Raw genomic sequence first — 20555 nt, forward strand, 5'->3', positions numbered from 1 at the left:
GGTCTGTGTGAGACCCCCATTAAACTCCCTCCCGTTGCCGATCGTAAACCCCAAATTTGAACATGTCGCCCGGTGGGTTTAAGAGGCTCGGATGGGCCAGCTTCCATCAATGACCTCATTCTTGCCCTGTCGGTTGAGGTACGCCTGGAAGTCGGCCGCCTGCGCCGCCGCCCACTCCACCTGCTTTTCGTGCAGCTCGGTCGCAGGGGCGTCCAGCTCGGGGTACTGCTCAACCATCGCCGTCAGCAGGCGCTCGGCGGCGATCGCATCTGCCTTGGAGGTGTGGGCGTTCTCCAGGGAGATGCCATAGTCGCCAGAGAGCACCTCGAGGGTGCGCTTGCCCTTCTTGAACTTATGCACCTGCTTGTTCATCACGTAGGGATCCAGCACGGGAAAGCACCGCAGCGGCGGGTAGTCGTAACGCAACAACTCGTGATGGAGCACGGAGAAGTCGTAGGCGGCGTTGAACGCGATGACCGGAACTCCGTCGTGAAACAGGCCGCCCAGCGCGGAGGCCAGCTCAAAGACCACTTGTTTGGCGTCGGTGCCGTGGGCGCGGGCGTACTCGGTGGAGATGCCGTGGACCGCTTCGGCCTGCTCGGGTATCTCGATTCCCGGATCGGCCAGCCATTCACCGGCCCGCACTACCTGCCCGTCGGGCTCCACCAGCACCAACGAGGCGGTGACGATGCGTGCTTGGGTGGGGTCTATTCCGGTGGTCTCGAGGTCGAAGGTGGCGCGTGGTAGTTCAGTCCAGGAAGTCATGGATTCGACTATATCGCGCCGGTTTCGGGAGTTTCTCCGCGCGGCAAAAAAGTGCCTAAAATGTCATACCATCGTGTCACAGTGGTTCTGTACCGGAACTCGTCAGGGCACGTGAGGAGAGACCCGCCATGAGCGACAACTTTCAAGGCGTCACCATCTATACCGGTGCGCCGGGCACGGGCAAGACCCAGGCGCTCCTGAACGCGGCCCAGGTATTTCTCACCGCCGGGAATGACCCCTCCCGCATGCTGGTGCTCACCCCCTCTCGTGTGAGCGCCACCCGATTCCGTGAAAACCTCACCGCGTCCGCACAGCAGACGATGTCGGTGGCGCCCATGAGAGCCTGGCAGGCATACGCCTTCGATGTGCTCCGCCGCGCGCATGTGGCAGGGTTATTACCGGGGCTCGACTTCGCCCCGAAGCTACTCTCCGGCCCTGAGCAGGACGTCGTGCTCGCCGAGCTTCTCGCCGGCCACGCCGTGGGCGTCGGCGCGGCGGTCCGCTGGCCGGCAGATCTCCACGAGGCGATCGGAACCCAGGGGTTCCGCCACGAATTACGCGACTTCTTCGACCGCATGGCCGAATACAACCTCAGCTCGGCCCAGGTGAGAGAACTGGGGCAGCGGCTCAACCGACCGGAGTGGATCGCCACGGCAGATCTGTACACCGAATACCGGCAGATTCGCCGATTGCGCATGCCCAACGCCTACGACCCGGCGGCGCTGATCAACGAGGCCGCGGACGTCCTGCTGAGCAACCCGGATTACCTGGCCGAGGAACGCAATCGTTTGGACCTCGTGCTCATCGACGACCTACAAGAGGCCACGCCCTCCATTTTCCGACTGTTGCGGGTACTCTGCGGTGCGGCCTCATCGCCGTCTCCGGCGCCCGCCACTCAATTGACAGTCTGCACCGACACCGTGGTGCAGGGCTTCCGCGGTGCTCGCCCCGATCTGGCGCGCACTCTGCCCGAGATCTTCCCCGACCACCGCCGAGTCGACCTCAGCCAGTCCCACCGCATGCCCGCGTCCATTGCCACCGCGTGGGAGGCTGTGGCCACTCGCATACCCCCGGTGGCCGGCGTACATCACAGCCGTGACCTGAGCCAGCCGGTCTCCACCGAACCCACCGAGCAGGCGCTGTGGGAGCTCGGTGACGACAACTCCCTGCTCGACCCGATCAAATCTCAAGACATGGCCGCGACCGTGCAGGGCCATACTGTCGATTCCCCGCAGTCCGAAGCCAGGTTGCTGGCGCAGATGATCCTCGAAGACCATCTCTACCGCGGCAGGTCTTACGCCCGTAGCGTGATCATCGTGCGTAGCGGCTCATCGGTTAACAGCATTCAACGCGTCCTCGAGGGGCAGGGGATTCCCGTGCGCACCGCCCGTGCCTTGCGCCCGGTGCGCGAAGAGCCTGCCGTCCGTCCCTTCCTCGATGCCCTCGCCCTGGTGATCTATGGGCACGGCCAGGCCACCGAGGGCGCCGTACCCGAAATCAGCGTGGACGTCGCCGAAGCGTTGCTCACCTCGCGGCTGGGCGGGGCCACCGCGATGGATATCCGCCGCCTGCGGCAGAGCCTGCGCGCCCAAGAACTCCGCACCGGAGGCACCCGGGCCAGCGACGAGCTGCTCGTCGAGGCGCTTTTGAACCCCGATCTGCTCCCGAGCTCTCGCGTGGCGGCGTCGGCGCGTCGCATCGGTCAGGTGTTGACGGCCGGTAGCGAAGCGCTCAAGGTGCCCGGGGCCACCGCCGAAACGGTGCTGTGGGCGCTGTGGGAGGCATCCGGGTTGGCGGCCCCCTGGCGTGAGACCGCCCTGAGCCACTCAGCGGCAGCCGAACGCGCCCACCGCGATCTCGACGCCATGATGGGCCTGTTCGAAGCGGCCACCCGCTACGTGGACCAAATGCCCGGCGCTACCGCCGCTCAGTTCCTCGAGTACATCGACGCCCAAGACCTGCCGATGGATACCCTCACCGAGCGCACCGACGCCACAGAAGCCGTCGAGATCCTGACCCCGGCGCAGGCAGCGGGCCGAGAGTGGGACATCGTCTACGTGGCGGGCCTGCAAGACGGGGTGTGGCCCAACACCACCATCCGTGGTTCCCTGCTGAACACCAAGGCCCTGACCGACATCTTTGACCTCGGCGCCGAAGCGGCGGCCACGGTGGGCACGCTCGATCGTCTCAAAGAGACCCGATATGACGAATTCCGCATGTTCTCGACAGCCATTTCGCGGGCCAAGTATCGACTGGTGTGCACCGCGGTCAAGAACGTAGACACCGCCCCCAGCGAGCTGCTCGACATCGCCGCCCCGGCAGAGCACGGGGTGCGCGAGAACACGATCGTGCGGCGTCCGATGACGTTGCGGGCCATGATCGCCGAACTAAGGCAGTACTCCGAACGCGCGGCCACCGATCCGGTGCGGGCCCAGGCGGCAGCTCGAATTCTGAACCGGTTCACCGACACCGATCGCACCGCCGGGATGCTCATTCCCGGTGCCCATCCGAGCCAGTGGTGGGGGCTGTTGGGACTCTCCTCGCAGGGACCGACCTTCGACCCACAGACTCCGGTACCCATCTCGCCCTCCCGGGTAGAGGCCATCCACTCCTCGCCGCTGGACTGGTTCGTCTCACAGTCCAAGGCCGAGGCCGCGACCGACCTCGCCCGCTCCATCGGAACGCTGGTGCACGAGATCGCCGAAGACCTACCCGACTGGGCCGCCGGAACCGTCGACGATGGGGAGACCTTCACCTCGCAATTGCTGAACGAGCTGAAAACGCGGTTTGAGCGCCTCGGCTTGCCCGATACCTGGGAGACTCAGCTGGTATATCAGCGCGCTGAAGAGATGTTACTGAAGTTCTCCGCCTACGTCGCGGACATGCATACCGGTGGCACCCGTGAACTCGTGGGCGTTGAAGGCAGTTTCTCTGTCCTGATACCCGCGCGCGCCGAAGCGGCGGAACCCCGCGCGGCCCTGCTCTCCGGACGAGTGGACCGGCTCGAGAAAACCGTGGGGGACGACGGCAAGTACGTCATCGCCGACCTCAAGACCGGACGAACCCCGCCGCCTCAGCGCGACATCGAACAGCATCCGCAGCTGGCCGCCTACCAAGTGGCTCTGGAGGCTGGCGCGGGCCAGGCCATGGCCGCGCGGGTACAGGATTTTCACGACACCGGGGGCAAAGAAACCCTGCAATTTGAGGGTTTACACGAGGCCTCCGGCGGGGCGCACCTCGTGCAAATCGGCAAGCAAACGAAATCGTATGGGGAACAAGCCCAGCCACCCCTATCTCACGATGCCGCCTGGGCGGTAGAACTGATCAACCGCGCCGCAGAACTCATCTCCGTCGCCCATCTGCAGGCTCGCCACGATTCCTCCCGCGAGGGTGCCTTCGGCAAGAGTTGCCGGTTACCCGATATCTGTCCACTCTGCGCCCGCGGCCGCCAAATTACTCACCCCTAGGTCAACACCGATGAACATTGCATTTACCCCCGAAGACATCGCTATGGCGCTGGGCCGTCCGGCGCCTACCGAAGAGCAATCCCGCATCATCTCATCCCCGCTGAACGCCAAACTCGTCGTCGCCGGCGCGGGCTCGGGCAAAACGGCGACGATGGTGGATCGCGTGGTGTGGCTGGTAGCCAATGGGCTCGTGCGCGCCGACGAGGTGCTCGGAGTGACCTTCACCCGTAAAGCTGCCGCCGAACTGCGCGAGCGCATGCGCATGCGCCTCGAGGAGCTACGCCGCTTGGACATGATCGCCGAACCTGCCGAGGGCACACCCGTTCTCGATCCGGTGGTCTCTACTTACCATTCCTACGCCAACACGCTGGTGGCTAACTACGGTTTGCGGTTGGGCGTGGAACAGGACGCCCAGATGCTTGGCGGCGCTCAAAGCTGGCAGCTGGTAGCGCAGCTCGTTGAGTACGTGGATCCCAAGCTGTTGCCCGTTGATCCGCAGGCGAAATCCACCATCATCGAGTCGGTGCTCGCCCTCGCCGGTGAATGCGCCGAACACCTGGTGGACCCCGAAGACCTCATTCGCTGGTGTGAAGACCAGATTCAACGGTTAGAACGGGTTCCTCACGTGGGGCGCAAGAAGCCCAAGGAGCGGGACAGCCTGGTTGCCCGGTTACAGAACCGCATCTTCTATGGCCAATTGGTTCAGCAATATCAGCGGTTGAAATCCACCATGCAAGTCATGGACTACGGCGACCTGATTTCGTTGGCCGCGCGGATCGCTCGAGATATTCCGCAAGCCCGGAATACCGAACGGGAGCGGTTCAAAGTGGTGTTGCTCGACGAGTTCCAAGACACTTCACACGCGCAAATGCAACTGTTCTCCGATCTCTTCGGCGGACGCAACGGCCACGGTGAGCACCCCGTGATGGCAGTGGGCGACCCGAAACAGTCGATCTACGGTTTTCGCGGCGCCTCGGACGGCCAGCTGTTCAGCTTCTACAAGTATTTCCCTACCGATCACCCGGAGCCCGGTTACCTCACCGTTGCGTGGCGCAACGACAGCGCGGTGTTGCACGCCGCCAACCAGGTGGCCGCGCCCTTGCAGAACACCCCACGCTGGGTGGACGACCCCTCGGACGTGCAGGTCCCCGACTTGCGCACGCGTCCCGAGCCGGGGGAGGGGACGGTTCACCTGGGGCGTTATCGAACCGATACGGAGGAGGCGGAGGCCGTGGCCGCCGCAGTGGCGCAGCGACGGGCCGCCCAAGTCGCTGACCCGCAGGCCACAGCTCTGACGATGGCCGTGCTGTGCAAAAAGCGGGCCCAGATGCCGGCCATTGCCACGGCATTAGAACTCCACGGGGTGCCGTATCAGATCGTTGGTCTCGGCGGGTTATTGGACACCCCAGAAGTGGTGGACATGGTCGCGATTCTGCGCGTCCTGGCAGATCCGGGCAGATCTGATGCGCTGATGCGGATCCTCTCCGGAGCCCGCTGGCGGTTGGGGGTCGCGGATCTCTTGGCGTTTTCCGACTGGGCATCGCACCTGCAGCGCCGCCGCGACGAGGCGATTCGCACCGGACGTGCCGAAGACCTCTACACGGAACTCAACGACGACGAAAAACAGCGGGAGTTAGAGCGGCTGGAAAAGCAGATCTCCTCGGATATCACCGACGGCGCCTCCCTCGTCGAAGCCCTCGAACAGCTTCCCGAACCGGGATGGACCTCGTACCACGGGCGAAGCATCAGCGAAACGGGTCTGGAACGCCTGCGCGCGCTCGCCGCAGAGCTGGATTATCTCCGTCAGTTTATGGCTGAAGACCTCGGGACCCTGCTCTACGCGATCGAACAGACCATTCTGCTGGACATCGAGTTAGCTGCCCGTCCCGGGGCGACTCCGGGAACCGCCCGACAACACATCGACGCCTTCCACGACGTCGCCGCGCAGTACGCCCAATCGGCTCCACGAATTAACGCGACGCTACTGGCGGGAACCGAACTGCTTCACGGCGAGGCAGCCGATGAGCATGAACTGGATGACGCGGAGTCCGCAGCCCAGGAACAGACTGAACGCACGTTGCGTTTCTCGCTGAGCTCCGGCACGGGGTCGCCCAGCGGCGTCAACGGATTCCTGGCCTGGCTCGATGCCGCAGCCGCCGAGGAATCCGGATTGGAGATGGCCACCGAAGAGCCGCGTACCGACGTGGTACAGATACTGACCGTCCACGCCTCTAAGGGCTTGGAGTGGGATCACGTGTATATCCCCGGCATGAACCACGGCGACTTCCCCCGCCTAGACGATCCGCGCTGGACGCAGAACTCGAAAACGTTGCCGTGGCCCCTCCGCGGTGACAGGGGTTTTCTGCCGAAGTGGCGAGATGACTTTCTCGACACCCAAGAGATCGACGAGTACCTCAAGGAGCTCAAGGACGACGCCCTGATGTACCGCGTGAACGAAGAGAGACGCCTAGCCTACGTGGGGATCACCCGCGCCCGGTCTGTGTTGGTGCTGACGGGATCGGCGTGGCAGGGGACCAAAGCCAAGCCGTCCCTCGCCAGTGAATTCTGGTTGGAGCTGGCCGAGGAAGCTGAACGCGCGGAGGAGCACCATCTCGAAGTGCTCACGCAGGTCAGCGAGGAGCAGATTGGTTCGGAGAACCCCCAATCGGCCACGCTGACGACCGCACTATGGCCCTTCGACCCTCTCGAGGGCCCCGAGACCATGACGTGGTCCTCACTGGAGGAGCTCCACGCTGCCGAAGACCGTGGTGAGTTCACCGAAGCCACCCTAGAGAAACGTCGTCGCGAGAAATTGCAGAATGAAGAACGCTTCCGCACCTCTCGACGCGCCCGCATGGAGGCGGCTGCAACCGCGGTGGTCACCGGGCAGTTCCCCACCGAGGTGCTCGGGGCCGACCAACCGACCATCGCGAAGGCCTCCCCAGAGACCGCGCAGATGATCCAAGATTGGGATCAAGAGGCGGCCCTCTTGTTAGAGATCCTCAACGAGCCGCGTGCTCACTCGGGATTCGAACTCCCCGCTCACCTGAGCGCCTCGAACCTGGTGTCTCTGGCGGACGACCCCGAAGCGGTGGTGGGCAACATGATTCGGCCAATGCCGCAACGACCGGGCATCGCGGCGCGGGCCGGCACGATCTTCCACGCCTGGGTGGAGTCTCACGTGCAATCCAGCGCCATGCTGGATGTCGAGTGGGAGGATTTCGCGGATTCCGAGCTCGAAGTCAGCATGGATCTACCGGCGTGGAAGGAGAACTTTCTGGCCAGCCGGTGGGCCGAGCGCCAACCCTGGGCGGTGGAGTATCCCATCGAGACACCAGTGGAGGGTATCTCGGTGCGTGGTCGAGTCGATGCCATTTACCGGGATATCGACGATGACGGCGTGGAACGGTTCGAACTGGTGGATTGGAAGACCGGTCGTAGCCCGGCTACCGCCAAAGACCGCAGGTCGAAATCGATGCAGTTGGCCCTGTACCGCCTGGCCTTCGCCCGATTACACAACCTAGACGTCTCCCAGGTGAGCGGAACCTTCTTCTACGTGGCCGAAAACCGCGAGTGGAGCCCGGAGAAGTTCGCCGACGAGCAGGAACTTACGCGTCTGTTGCGGAGGGCGAAGAAGCTGGGTACGCAGTATCGGAACGGACCGACCCGCTAACGGAACCTGTGGGGCGCTGCGTCTCCTCCGAGGCGGGGTGCTCCTCAGGCGAGGCGTCGGTGGCAGATGCGGTCGAGCCCTGCGCCTCGGTCTCACGCGGGGAGCTACTGGATGGGGAGCTACTGACCTCCGGGCGCAGCTCGCCGGCGGCGCGAAGGTCAGATTCCAGCGTCCGGAGCATACGCACGGCTTCGTCCACCATCTGCCGGTCCTCGTGCTCGATGCCGCGGATCAACCACTGCGCCAAGGCGAACTCGGCGTAGAGGTTGGCGCGCAGGGCCAGCGAAGAGTCCGGCAACTGCGGCATCTGATCCACGTAGACCTCGATCACCTTGTCGGTGAAACGCTCGTCTTCGCAGGCCAACAACCACGAGAAGTCGATCGCCGGGTCGCCCACGCACACCTCAGACCAGCCTGTGACTTCGGTGATCTGCTTCTGGTCCAACACCAGGTTGTCCTCGTTGAGGTCGCCGTGAATCACGCGTGGGCGGAACGACCACAGCGCTTCGTCGTCCATGAGGCGGTGCCATCGCGCCAAGAGGCCCGAGGGCACTTTGCCGGTCTGCTCGGCCCGGGCCAACTCGGCGCGGCGACGGTCGCGAATCTGATCGGCGGTGTAGACCGGCAAGTCTGCGTCTTCGACGATAGACTCGGGCATCACGTGAATCGTGGCGATAAGACGGCCCAGCGACGTCGCCAAATCCTCGGTGCCCTCCTTGGCATGCGAGGAGATCTCGGCGAGTTCGTCGATGTCGTAATGGGTGCCGGGGATATGCGTGTAGATAAACGTCTGCATACCGTTCGTCGGTACCGAACCGACGATCGTGGGAACCAAGAACGGCAACCTCGCCCGCAAGCCGGCAGAGAAAGATTGCAGGATGACGTGTTCGGCTTCGAGGCGTACGCTAGCCTCAGGGTGCTTCGGCGATCGAACGCGCCATCGCTTATCTGCGGAGTCGATGATGACCGCCGAATCGAAATCGGCGGCGTCGTCGGCAGAGGGCAACGCAGCGACCGGGTAGAGACCCGGGACGCCTGCGGAGACAATGGCGGCAAGTTGAAGCGGTGTAACAGTCACATCATTAGGGTACAAGACAAAGGGGCAAGCCACAGAATGAATGACAACCTCCTAGCACTACGAACCAGCCTTTCCCCGACCGGGCCCCTGGGGTATCTGCCGCTGACCTCGCGTGACCGACGCGACTGGTCAGAACACCTCGGTGACGAGGGATTTCTCAACTCCTGCCTGGACGCCGTGCTCACCCCGGGACGCTCTGGAGAACTCCTCGCCGTGACCGCCGGAAAAGTTCTGGTCGATGACGAACTCATTCCTCTCAACCTGGCAGAGACGGACTGCGGTGTGGGTCTCAACCATGCGGCGTTGCGTGAGTATTGCGCTCGCGTTGCGGCACATGAGCCCCGCAAAGTGCCCCGCTCTAACAGCGGTGAACACGATCTCGACGCGCCGACGCGGGCGGACGTCCTCTTCGGCGGCATGCTCGACCAGACACCGGTTCTCGCGCTGTGTGGCGCGTGGGAGGAATACCTTGACCTACCGGAGAACCTGCTCGGCCCCGACGGGCAACAACTGAGCCCCGAGGAATTCATGGCCGCCCGCACCGGTGGACGGTGGCTATCGCTGCGGGAACACGCAGACTCGGCGCGCACCCTGGCCGACAACCCCGCCGAGCACACCGCCCGTGGGTATTCCCAGATCTTCTCAGCCGTGGCCGCGCTGACCGCCTGGCACGCCTCGGCCGTCTACGACGGCGCCACCGGGGAACCCACCGTCGTCATCAATTCCGGCTGGGCGCGTCTCACACCCGCCGGCCGGGTGAACTTCCCGCGCACCGACCCCGCGGTGATCACCGCCGTCACTGCGACGATCGACGGGCAGGACCACCTGCTGCTGGGGCAGTCGCGCGCGTGGGCAAAGAACAGGTTCTCCACCTTCGCGGGATTCGTCGAGGCGGGGGAGTCCATCGAAAACGCCGTGGCCCGCGAGGTCTTCGAAGAATGCGGTGGCGCGGTAACCCGAGTGAGGTATCTGGGTTCCCAGCCCTGGCCGTTTCCGCGCTCCCTGATGTTCGGGTTTACCGCGGAAATCGAGAATCCGGAACAGGTCGCCGCCGACGAAACCGAGATCGAGACGATTCGCTGGTTCACTCGTCAGCAGCTGCGTGAGGCCCACACCAGCGGTGAGATTCAGCTACCCCCGCGCTCGTCCATCAGCCGTGCGCTGATCGAGGATTTTCTCGGCGAGCCGTTGCCGACCCGCCTACAATAGAATCCGCGCCCCGCGCACGTCGTGAACGGGTGCCGGTTTCTACCCCGACCAACTTCATTGGAGCTTCATGCCTGCTGTGCATCCTGGTACCCACCCCGGTGAGAACGCCGGCGGTATCGCCTCCCCAGACAAGATCCTGGAAGGCTTGGATCCAGAACAACGCCGTGTGGCCACCGAACTCTCCGGGCCCATGTGCGTTCTGGCAGGAGCAGGCACGGGCAAGACCCGCGCGATCACCCACCGCATCGCCTACGGCGTTGCGACCGGACGCTACGTACCCAACCGGGTGCTCGCCCTGACCTTCACCGCCCGCGCGGCCGAGGAGATGCGCGTGCGCTTGAAACAGCTGGGCGTGGGCGGCGTCCAGGCGCGCACCTTCCATGCCGCGGCGCTCCGTCAGCTGACTTACTTCTGGCCCCGCGCGGTCGGAGGCACCCCGCCGACCATTCTCAACCACAAGTCACAGCTCATCGCCGAGGCAGCCAACCGGTTGCGACTGACCACCGATCGCGCCAAGATCAGAGACCTCGCCGCCGAGATCGAGTGGGCCAAGGTCAACATGCTCACCCCCGACACCCTGCCGGCGCGCCTGGGGGAGCGGGACCTGCCCACCGACGTCACCCCGCAAAACATGGCGCGGCTATTTCGCGCCTACGAAGACCTCAAAGACGAGCGGAACATCATCGACTTCGAAGACGTGTTACTGCTGACCGTCGGCGTGCTCGAAGACGACCCCGAAGTCGCCGCCGAGGTCCGCAAACAGTACCGCCACTTTGTCGTGGACGAATATCAAGACGTCTCCCCGCTGCAGCAGCGCCTGTTGGACGCCTGGCTCGGTGGACGGGACGAGTTGTGCGTGGTCGGCGACGCTTCTCAGACCATCTACTCCTTCACCGGTGCCACCAGCAGGTTTCTGTTGAACTTCACCCGCCGCTACGAAGGCGCCAACGTCGTCAAACTCATCCGCGACTACCGCTCCACCGCACAGGTGGTGAACCTCGCCAACACCCTGCTCCAAGATCGGCGGCCCGCCAAAGACTCCACCCCGGGTTCCTGGGCCACACCCTTGCGCCTGGTCTCCCAGCGCGGTTCGGGACCGAGCGCAGAATTCTTCGAATACGCCGACGACGAGCAAGAAGCAGCCGGCATTGCCGAAGACATCCAAGACCTCATCACCAAAGACGGCGTGCCCGCCAGCGAAATCGCCGTGCTCTTCCGCACCAACGGCCAATCGGCGGCCATCGAGCAGGCACTGACCGAAGAGGGGATCGCCTACCAGCTGCGCGGGGCCGAACAGTTCTTCAACCGCGGAGAGGTCAAGGCCGCCATCCGCATGATCTCCACCGCGGCCCAGTCGGCCGGCACCGACGACGTCCCGCAATACACCCGGGACCTGCTCAAGCAGCTGGGGTACACCAAGCAGGGCCCCAGCCACTCCGGCGCCCAGCGACAGAAGTGGGAATCGCTGGCGGCACTGGTCTCTATGGCAGACCGCATGCACGCCGAACGTGAGCAGGAACGCCAACGCGCCCGTGACAACGGTGCCGATGAACTCCCGGCCGGGCTGACCATGACTGAGTTCGCCACCGAGCTGGCCCGGCGAATGAGTGATCAGGACGCCCCCGTCATGAACGGGGTTACCCTGGCGTCCCTGCACTCGGCCAAGGGCCTAGAGTGGGACGCCGTCTTCCTTGCCGGCCTCAACGAGGGGCTACTGCCCATCAGCTTCGCCAAAACCGGTGACGAAATCGATGAGGAACGCCGGCTTCTCTACGTGGGCATCACCCGCGCCCGTAAGCACCTCACTTTCAGCTGGTCCCGCTCACGGACCCCCGGAGGTCGCGCCAACCGCAAACGATCGCGCTTTCTCTCGGCCATCGCCCCGCCGCAGGAAAAACCGGTGAAGACCTCCTCTACCAAAGGATTCCGCGCGTGAGCGCTCGCGGTAGTGCGGGCGAGAAAACCGAGGAGATCGTTCCCGCCTCCAACGGCCTGCCCGAGATCGTGGTGGTCCGATCCACCCGCCGGAGAAAGACGGTCTCCGCCCGCCTCGACCCCGACGGACGCCTGCGGTTGTTGGTGCCGGCACGCACCTCACGCGCCGAGATCCTCCGGCACGCCGCGACGCTGGCCCCACGGATAGCGTCCCGGGCCCGCGCACGTGAGGACGCCCGCCGCTCCTTCGCCTCGGACGAGTACCTCGCCACCCGGATGCGGGCGCTGGCGGAACAATACCTGCCCGAGCTCACAACCGCGCAGGGTCATCAGCCTGACTCAATCCGCTGGGTCACCAACCAGTCCACCCGATGGGGTTCGGCCACGCCCACCGCGGGGCGCATCAGGATCTCCCACGTTCTGCGGGGAGCCCCCGAATTTGTGATCGATAGCGTGGTCTTTCACGAGCTGTGCCATTTCGTGGAGGCCAACCACGGTGCTCGCTTTCGAGCCCTAGAACAGCGATACCCGCGCAAGGCCGAAGCGGAGGCCTTTCTCGCGGGTATCGTGTTCGCTCAGTCTCAATAGCGTGATCGAGAGCCGACGGGGGTAATTGAGTTACTTGTCGTTCTTGCCCTCGCCCTGAGAGTCGTTGTCGGGTCGATCGTCCTGATCCTTCTTCGACTCTTCTGCCGGCTCGTCGTATCCGCCCGCCAAGAGCTTCTCGAGTGCGGCATCGAATTCGTCGTCGGTGGCGTTGACCATCTCCACGCGCTGTTCATACTCGGTGAGGTTCGAAAGTTCCTCGCCGGTCGGCAGGGTCTCCGGCGCGGCCCACAGCTTGTCACGGTCGTCGATGCCGTGCTCCTCCCCGTAATTCCGCCAGAAGGTGGCTGCTTCGCGGTTGAGCTTGGGGCGTAGCTCCAGCCCCACCAGCGACGCGAAGACGTGCTCGGCCGGGCCACCGGTGGCGTGACGTCGGCTCATCGACTCGGCCAACTGCGAAGCCATGGGCAGGTTCTTGGTGGCCTGCTCGGTCACCACCGTCACCCACCCCTCGACCAGGGCAAGTAAGGTCTCCAAACGCTCGAGAGCCAGTTTTTGGTCCTCGGTGTTTTCGGGGGTGAAGAGGTCGGCGCTGAAGGCCTCCTGCATCGCGGCGGGATCGGAGGGGTCAATCTCTTCAGCTGCGGTCCGCATGCCCTCCACATCGATGTGGATACCCCGGGCATAACGCTTGATGAGGTCGATAATGTCTTGGCGTAGCCAGGGGTTGGACTTATATAGACGGGACAGAGCGACCTCGCGGACGGCGAGGTAGAGCATGACCTCCTGCGGAGGGATTTCCAGACCCTCACCGAAAGCGGCAACACCCTGGGGCACCAGGGCCGCGCGGGAATCGGCCAGCGGCAGACCCACGTCGGTGGAAGAAACCACTTCACCGGCCAGCGAGGCGACCGACTGACCGGCCATCGAACCGAACATCATTCCGCCGATGCCGGAGAGGAAATTGCCACCTCCGACCCCACCGAGCAACGACTTGAGCTCCTCGGGCATCTGGGAATCCATCGACTGATTCATAGTGCGAGACATCGATTCGGCAATCGGACCGGCGATCTCGCGGAAGGTATCGAAACTGTTTTCCACGAAATCCGACTTCGACCACGTCTCGGTGGTGTAACCGGTGCGGTCGAAAGCGGTGGCAGGGTCTAACCAGAGATCCGCCAACTGGGTGGCGTCTGCAACGGCCGACTTCTGGTTCTGGGTGACCGAGGGGTCTTTGCCCATGGCCACCAGCTGGCGAGCCTGCTGGCGTGCCATGTCCCAATTGACCGGTTCGTCGGAGTTAGTATTGCCGAACATCGAACTGATCTGGGCCATGAGCCCCTGTAGCATCGCCGGATCGATATTCATGCCCATGCGGCGCAATTCCTCGGGATCAATGCCCATCGACGACGGATCAAACCCACCGGGGGTGTTGCCGAATCCGGCGCCCGACTGGTTGCCGAAGCCACCGCCGAGCTTCTTGAACATTTCCTCGAACGGATCGTTCTCCGAGCCGGAGTCGTGGGGATTATTGCGATCGTTGTCTGCCATAGTGCCCTCCTTAAACTGGTACTTATGACGTTAAATTAACATTTACTCCACCCTACCGAAGCGCCGTGTGCAGTGCGAGGGGTGTTACGCTTCCAGCGGTTAAGTGCAGGCAAACTATCAGGCTAGGGGGCACGATGGGTGCCGTGGTGATTCTGGCCGATCGGGTACGCTGGTTGAATGCGCTTGAAACCCGCCTTCCGCACCACATCCGTTACGTCTGAACCGGCAACCGGCGTCCGCCGGGATGGCTCTGCACGCCTTCGCAACGTGACCGGCTGGGCCACGGCCCTGTTGACGGCAACAGCTCTCGTGGTACCGGTGAATTTCGTGACCGAGGAGGCCGGCCCAACCTTCAACACGATCGGGGAAACCGACGGGGAACAACTGATCAGCATCGAGGGCAGACAGTCGTATCCGGTCTCAGGAGCGCTCGACATGACCACCGTATCGGTGGCCGGAGGACCCAATACCCGCATCTTCGCCGTTCAGACGCTGGGCACCTGGCTTGCTTCGCACACCATGGTAGTACCCACCGAGCTGATGTACGACCCCACGGTGACCAACGAACAGGTCACCACCAAGAATGCCAGCGATATGTCTAATTCGCAGGAGTCGGCTCAGGCGGCAGCCATGACCTACCTGCACGAAGACTTCACTGAGAAGCTGAAGATCGCAGACATCCCCGGTGACTCTCCGAGCGCGAAGGCCCTCAAGCCGGGCGATGAGCTGGTCTCCATCGGCGGACAGCAGATCAAACATTTCGAACAGATCGCCGACCTCCTCGCCCAAACAAAAGGTCGCCCCGTAGATGTGACCGTCAAGCGGGATGGTCGCACCCTCACCGAGAAGATCACACCGACCTATAGCGAGAAGGCCGACAAGTATCTCTTGGGCGTGGCCGTGAAGAAAGACTATGACTTTCCCATCAAGGTCAAGTACGGCCTTGAAGAGGTGGGTGGCCCGAGCGCGGGAATGATGTTCAGCCTCGGCATCATCGACGAGCTCACCCCTGGGCAGATGACGGGTGGTAAACACTTCGCGGGCACCGGCACCATCGACGCCGAGGGCAAGGTCGGCCCGATTGGGGGCATCGCTCAGAAGATGGTCGGTGCCAAGGACGCCGGCGCCGAGTTCTTCCTCGCCCCGGCAGATAACTGCCAGGACGTCGTCGGTCACGTTCCCGATGGCCTGTCGGTCATCAAGGTCGATTCGCTCTCGCAGGCCGCCGATGCCGTCGAGAAACTGGGCACCGGTGCCGACCCCGCCGGGTTCCCCACCTGCGGCTGAGCGCGTTGGCTGACCTAGGGTGAGACAGGTGACGGCACGGGGCGAAACTGGCACAATGGATAAATAGCCTTTATCACATTTGCCCATTCTTTAAGGATCTCGTGACTACCGGAGCCCCAACCCCTCGCGCCCCTCGTAATCCCCGTACGCCTCAGCGGAAGAACAACACGCTGACGATCACTTTTGCCATCGTGGCCGCGCTGGTGATCGCCTTCGTGTTTGCGACCCAGGTGTACACCAACGTCCTCTGGTTCGACCAGCTGGGCTTCCTCAACGTTTTCATCACCCAGAATCTGTACCGCCTAGCGCTCTTCCTGATCACCGCGCTTATCACAGCGGGCGCGATCTGGGCGAACATGCACTACGCCTATAAGAAGGGCCAAGCCCCGACCGCGGCGCAGAACCGTCCCCCTCGTCCGCACCCCGAAGCGCAGCGTCCCGGTAACCCCGCAGACCCCTTCAGCGATTTCACCGACGTGTTTAACCAGAACATGGATCGCTACCGCGAACAGGTCGAAAAACTGCGCAAGGTATTGCTCATCGCCGTTCCCACCGCACTCGGGCTCTTCGTGGGCGCCGGCGCCACCTCGCAGTGGGAAACCGTCGCGCTGTTCTTCAACGCGGTAGACTTCGGTCGCACAGACCCGGAATTCGGAAAAGACCTCGGTTTCTTCATCTTCTCCTTGCCCTTCTGGAAGATGCTCGTCAACTTCCTCTCGACACTGCTGTTGCTCTCGGGCCTGGCCGCGCTTGTCATGCACTACTTCTATGGCGGCATCAAGGTGCACGAGCGGGGAATCGACACCACCTCGGCTTTCCGACGTCACGCGGCAATCCTCCTGGCGTTGTTCCTGCTCCTGCGCGGTCTGATCTTCTGGTTAAATCGTTATACCGCCACTCAGTCGCAGTCCGGCCGCTGGGCAGGCGCGATGTACACGGACGTCAACGCAATCATCCCCATGCAGTCGATCTTGGCGATCATCGCGTTGATCGTTGCGGCCTTTTTCATCGTGGCCGCGGTGACGAACCAGTGGCGCCTGCCGATTCTCGGCACCGCCGTCATGGTGATTGCCGCTCTCGTGGTGGGCGGTATCTATCCCTGGATCGTGCAGCGTTTTCAGGTCGTGCCGAACGAGCAGTCTTCGGAGGCCGAGTACATCCAGCGCAATATCGATGCCACCCGTAACGCCTACGGTCTGGACGACGTCAAGGTAGAAAACTACGACGCAACGACCAACACCGCCGCCGGCGCATTGAAAGACGAGACCGAGACGATCTCGAACATTCGTCTCTTGGACCCGAACGTGGTCTCGAACGCCTTCTCGCAGCTGCAGCAGTTCCGCCCCTACTACCAGTTCGAAAAAACGCTGTCGGTGGACCGCTACAAGATCGATGGCAAGTCTCAAGACACCGTGATCTCCGCCCGCGAGCTGAATCCGGCGCAGAACGCTGATTCGTCGTGGTACAACCAGCACGTGGTCTACACACACGGTTACGGTGTGATCGCCGCCTACGGTAACCAGGTGGAGGCCGACGGCAAGCCGAAGTTCATGCAGTCGGGTATCACCGCGACCGGCGAGATCAGCGAGGATTACGAGCCGCGAATTTACTTCGGTAAGTCCTCGCCGGATTATTCGGTGGTTGGCGGTAGCGAGTCCGATGAGCACTTGGAGCTTGACCGCCCGCAGACCACGGACGACAAGGGAGCCTCGGACGCTAAATACACCTTCACCGGTGACGGCGGCCCCAACGTCGGCAACCCGCTGAACCGTCTCGCGTACGCGATCAAGTTCCAGTCTTCGGATCTGTTGCTCTCCGACGCTATCCGCGATAACTCGCAGATTCTTTACGATCGCGACCCCACCGACCGCGTCCGGAAGGTGGCGCCGTACCTTACTGTGGACGGCAACCCATACCCCGCGATCGTCGACAACAAGGTGGTCTGGATCGTCGATGCGTACACCACCTCGGATCAGTACCCCTATTCCCAGGAAGCCGAACTGCAGGCAGCCACCCAGGATTCGGAAGTGCAGAATGGAATGGCTTCGGCCCTGCCGCGCAAGGATGTCAACTACATCCGCAACTCCGTCAAGGCCACCGTCAACGCTTATGACGGTTCGGTGCAGCTTTATGCCTGGGACGACCAAGACCCGCTGTTGCGAGCTTGGCAGGGCGTCTTCAAGAACAACGTAAAGCCGGTTGCAGAGATGAGCGCGGATCTCATCGATCACGTGCGCTACCCGCAGGATATGTTCAAGGTGCAACGTGAGATCCTGAATAAGTACCACGTGACCGACGCCGGTAGCTTCTACGCCGGGGACGACGTGTGGGCCACCCCCAACGATCCGACCACGGACACCCAGGCCCCGTTGCCGCCGTACTACATGTCATTGAAGATGCCGGGGGAGGACAAGGCGTCCTTCTCGCTGACGACCAGCTGGATCCCACAGCAGTCGGATTCCAACACCCGTAACGTGATGTATGGGTTCATGGCGGCTAACGGCGACGCCGGTACCGGCAAGGACGGCGAGATCAGCCCGGACTACGGCAAGCTGACCATGCTGGAGTTGCCGCGTAGCTCGGTGGTTCCCGGCCCCGGTCAGGCGCAGAACAACTTCAACTCCGATACTGATGTCTCCACGGAGCTGAACCTGTTGCGTCAGGGCGCCTCGGACGTCATCAACGGCAACCTGCTGACCTTGCCTGTGGGTGACGGCATTCTCTACGTCCAACCGGTCTACGTGCAGTCTTCCGGTGACTCCGCGTACCCGACCCTGCGCCGTGTGCTGGTGGGCTTCGGCGAAAAGGTGGGCTTCGCTCCCACCCTTGACGAGGCACTCAACGAGCTCTTCCAAGGTTCTTCGGGTGCGAAGACCGCGACCGACGCCGGTGTGGATGAGAAGAAGGCCGATTCGCCGAACGCAACGGATAAACCGGATGCGGCAGCGTCGGCCGACTCGCCGACGGTCAAGGATGCCCTGGATCGCGCAAATCAGGCGATGCAGGATTCCGATAAGGCGATGAAGGACGGCGACTGGAAGGCCTATGGTGAGGCTCAGGACCGCCTGAACAAGGCGATTGAGGACGCCATGGCCGCCGAAGCTGGCCAGGGCAAGTAGTCCGCCGGCCCAGCGTTGAACAAAGAGGCTCCGGAGACCTGCAGGTCTCCGGGGCCTCTTTGTGTGGGATACCTTACAAACCTTACATTTAGGTTGCGCGGGGTGGAACACTTGTGTATAGTTGAATGAGTCGCCGCGGGGTGGAGCAGTTCGGTAGCTCGCCGGGCTCATAACCCGGAGGTCGCAAGTTCAAATCTTGCCCCCGCAACTAAGACAAAGACCCAGTTCTTCGGAACTGGGTCTTTTTGTTTAATTTTCTGTGCGATCTGAGTTTTGCTCTGTCTTTTGTTAGCCACCTTGATTGTGATCACATATACCATCCTCGGGGTGACAAAATATAATTTACGAGTAAACTATATTTCGTAGACAACAACACCAACCAATCTTCAATAGGAGACATCATGGATCGCCGAACTCTGTTGACCGCATCAACCGCAACATTGGGTGTCTTGGCCCTGGGTCAGCCTGCATTTGCCTCGGCTCCTGCGGGAGTCGGCAACGCAACCGCCGAAGCCCACCGCATGCACAAGCCCATGCCCGCCATCAACGAGCTGAACCGCATCTTCAAAGAGGCTGAAGCGGTCACTCAGTGGCCTAAGGGTTACTACCGCGATGTGTACACCCGAATTCTTAAGGCTTCTCAGAAGCTGATTGACACCACCAGCGCTCAGATCAATCCGCAGCTGGCTTTGGATGCCGGTATTCTCAACCGCCAGGCCCAGGCCATGCTCAACGAAGAGAGCCAGTTTGAACAGGAGAAGCGCCCTGCTCAGCTCGAGAACCGCTACACCCGCGTAGATATGCAGCTCTGGCGCGACCGCTTAGCGTTCGACCTGAAGAACCCTTACAACGAGCAGAAGGCTACCGCGGGTGTGACGGCTGTGGCTCAGTCTGCACCGGCCGCGAACAAGCCTTTAGAGACCTACAGCGACAACGCAGGTAGTTTCAGAGTGAACTACAAGGTTATCCCCGCAGGCACTTTTGAGATGGGTGGGGACCAGGCAGAGTGGGAACGTCACAATGTCGACGATTACCGCCGTGTGTGGGAGTCGCCGAAACATCCGGTGACGATTCGTCGCAATTTCGGCATCATGCCCACCGAGGTAACCCGCGATATGTTCGCCGCCTTCGTGGCAGAAACCGGCTACGCCATGCCCGCCGGCGGCGTTGGCTTCCCGGCCCCACCGCAATCGCAGGATCCTAACTCCTCTATGTACCGTCCCGGCGTGACGTGGCAGAACCCCGGCATTCCACAGAACAGCGGTTCCGAACCCGTGGTGCAGGTATCCCGTGTAGATGCCAAGGCATTTGCACGCTGGTTGAGCGCCAAGACCGGTCAAAACTGGCGTCTACCCAGTGAAGCCGAATGGGAATATGCTGCCCGCGCCGGTACCACCACCGCCTACTACTGGGGAGAAGACATCAACGATGGCAACGAGTACGCCGCCGGTTACGACGTCCGGACCGACGCCGCAACCGGTTACGGTTTCAAGCCCATGATGGAGACCGATGACGGCGCCGCCTACACCGCACCTGTAGCATCGTACAAGCCCAACGCGTGGGGACTCTACGACATGACCGGCAATGCCCGTGAATGGGTTGCCGATTACTGGGAACCGAACTTGGAGTCCGGCCCCTACACCGAACAGGCACGCACCTCCGGTGTGGAAGAGTTCCCCGTCTTGCGAGGGGGAGCATGGGATTATATGCCGCAAAACCTGCGTATCGCCTATCGCTCGGCGTACTACAACAACTACATTCACTCCAACATGTGGGGATTCCGCCTGGTTCGCGACATCTAATCGCAGTGCCCCTGCGCCATTTCACGCACCGGTGCGCGCGGGCAGGGGGTTACCCGACGATAAAGTGAGGGGCTCGCCGCGGTTCATTCCGTGGCGAGCCCCTTCTTATTTTTCTGCGATGAG

General features: G+C 62.6%; 11 protein-coding genes and 1 tRNA gene. 9 read left to right on the forward strand and 3 right to left on the reverse strand.

Features of this window, described 5'->3' with window-relative positions:
- Window positions 1–78: 78 nt before the first annotated feature.
- On the reverse strand, window positions 79–765 hold the full coding sequence (locus tag VVR12_RS00530; protein ID WP_368549170.1) for a 3'-5' exonuclease: 687 nt from the start codon (window positions 763–765) through the stop codon (window positions 79–81).
- Between the two features lie 128 nt (window positions 766–893).
- Between VVR12_RS00530 and VVR12_RS00535 the strand changes: the two genes are divergently transcribed.
- Window positions 894–4232, forward strand: coding sequence for an ATP-dependent helicase (locus VVR12_RS00535; RefSeq protein WP_368549171.1), 3339 nt, complete (start codon window positions 894–896; stop codon window positions 4230–4232).
- A 10-nt stretch (window positions 4233–4242) separates the two neighbouring features.
- Window positions 4243–7905 carry an ATP-dependent helicase gene (locus VVR12_RS00540; protein WP_368549172.1) on the forward strand — a complete coding sequence of 1221 codons (3663 nt, stop codon included), beginning with the start codon at window positions 4243–4245 and terminating at the stop codon, window positions 7903–7905.
- On the opposite strand, the gene VVR12_RS00545 is transcribed toward VVR12_RS00540, so the two are convergent.
- Window positions 7841–8983: a phosphotransferase gene (locus VVR12_RS00545; RefSeq protein WP_368549173.1), complete on the reverse strand. Its 1143-nt coding sequence runs from the start codon at window positions 8981–8983 to the stop codon at window positions 7841–7843. The genes VVR12_RS00540 and VVR12_RS00545 overlap by 65 nt on opposite strands.
- A 36-nt stretch (window positions 8984–9019) precedes the next feature.
- Here VVR12_RS00545 and nudC point away from each other — a divergent pair, with 36 nt between their 5' ends.
- From nudC to VVR12_RS00560, 3 genes are all read left to right on the forward strand, one after another.
- On the forward strand, window positions 9020–10192 hold the full coding sequence (gene nudC / locus VVR12_RS00550; protein ID WP_368549174.1) for an NAD(+) diphosphatase: 1173 nt from the start codon (window positions 9020–9022) through the stop codon (window positions 10190–10192).
- Between the two features lie 67 nt (window positions 10193–10259).
- A complete protein-coding gene (locus VVR12_RS00555; protein ID WP_368549175.1) occupies window positions 10260–12128 on the forward strand; it encodes an ATP-dependent helicase in 1869 nt (622 codons plus the stop codon).
- Complete coding sequence (locus VVR12_RS00560) at window positions 12125–12715, forward strand: YgjP-like metallopeptidase domain-containing protein (protein ID WP_368549176.1); 591 nt, start codon at window positions 12125–12127, stop codon at window positions 12713–12715. The genes VVR12_RS00555 and VVR12_RS00560 overlap by 4 nt, the downstream gene beginning before the upstream one ends.
- A gap of 30 nt (window positions 12716–12745) precedes the next feature.
- On the opposite strand, the gene VVR12_RS00565 is transcribed toward VVR12_RS00560, so the two are convergent.
- A complete protein-coding gene (locus tag VVR12_RS00565; RefSeq protein ID WP_368549177.1) occupies window positions 12746–14224 on the reverse strand; it encodes a zinc-dependent metalloprotease in 1479 nt (492 codons plus the stop codon).
- A gap of 177 nt (window positions 14225–14401) precedes the next feature.
- On the opposite strand from VVR12_RS00565, the gene VVR12_RS00570 reads away from it, so the two are divergent.
- The 4 genes from VVR12_RS00570 to VVR12_RS00585 all read left to right on the forward strand — a co-directional run bounded on the left by VVR12_RS00570 (window position 14402) and on the right by VVR12_RS00585 (window position 20432).
- On the forward strand, window positions 14402–15511 hold the full coding sequence (locus tag VVR12_RS00570; protein WP_368549178.1) for a PDZ domain-containing protein: 1110 nt from the start codon (window positions 14402–14404) through the stop codon (window positions 15509–15511).
- Between the two features lie 101 nt (window positions 15512–15612).
- Window positions 15613–18630, forward strand: coding sequence for a UPF0182 family protein (locus VVR12_RS00575; RefSeq protein ID WP_368549179.1), 3018 nt, complete (start codon window positions 15613–15615; stop codon window positions 18628–18630).
- Window positions 18631–18764: 134 nt separating this feature from the next.
- Window positions 18765–18838 (forward strand) — tRNA-Met (locus VVR12_RS00580).
- A gap of 193 nt (window positions 18839–19031) precedes the next feature.
- A complete protein-coding gene (locus tag VVR12_RS00585; RefSeq protein WP_368549180.1) occupies window positions 19032–20432 on the forward strand; it encodes a formylglycine-generating enzyme family protein in 1401 nt (466 codons plus the stop codon).
- Window positions 20433–20555 lie beyond the last annotated feature (123 nt).

It is taken from the genome of Rothia sp. LK2588 (assembly GCF_040946465.1).
Classification (GTDB): Bacteria; Actinomycetota; Actinomycetes; order Actinomycetales; family Micrococcaceae; genus Rothia.

Excerpts from the sequence above, each read along its gene's own strand:
- VVR12_RS00530 (WP_368549170.1), bottom strand. The coding sequence starts at position 765 with ATGACTTCCTGGACTGAACTACCACGCGCCACCTTCGACCTCGAGACC.
- VVR12_RS00535 (WP_368549171.1), top strand. The coding sequence starts at position 894 with ATGAGCGACAACTTTCAAGGCGTCACCATCTATACCGGTGCGCCGGGC.
- VVR12_RS00540 (WP_368549172.1), top strand. The coding sequence starts at position 4,243 with ATGAACATTGCATTTACCCCCGAAGACATCGCTATGGCGCTGGGCCGT.
- nudC (WP_368549174.1), top strand. The coding sequence starts at position 9,020 with ATGAATGACAACCTCCTAGCACTACGAACCAGCCTTTCCCCGACCGGG.
- VVR12_RS00555 (WP_368549175.1), top strand. The coding sequence starts at position 10,260 with ATGCCTGCTGTGCATCCTGGTACCCACCCCGGTGAGAACGCCGGCGGT.
- VVR12_RS00565 (WP_368549177.1), bottom strand. The coding sequence starts at position 14,224 with ATGGCAGACAACGATCGCAATAATCCCCACGACTCCGGCTCGGAGAAC.
- VVR12_RS00570 (WP_368549178.1), top strand. The coding sequence starts at position 14,402 with ATGCGCTTGAAACCCGCCTTCCGCACCACATCCGTTACGTCTGAACCG.
- VVR12_RS00585 (WP_368549180.1), top strand. The coding sequence starts at position 19,032 with ATGGATCGCCGAACTCTGTTGACCGCATCAACCGCAACATTGGGTGTC.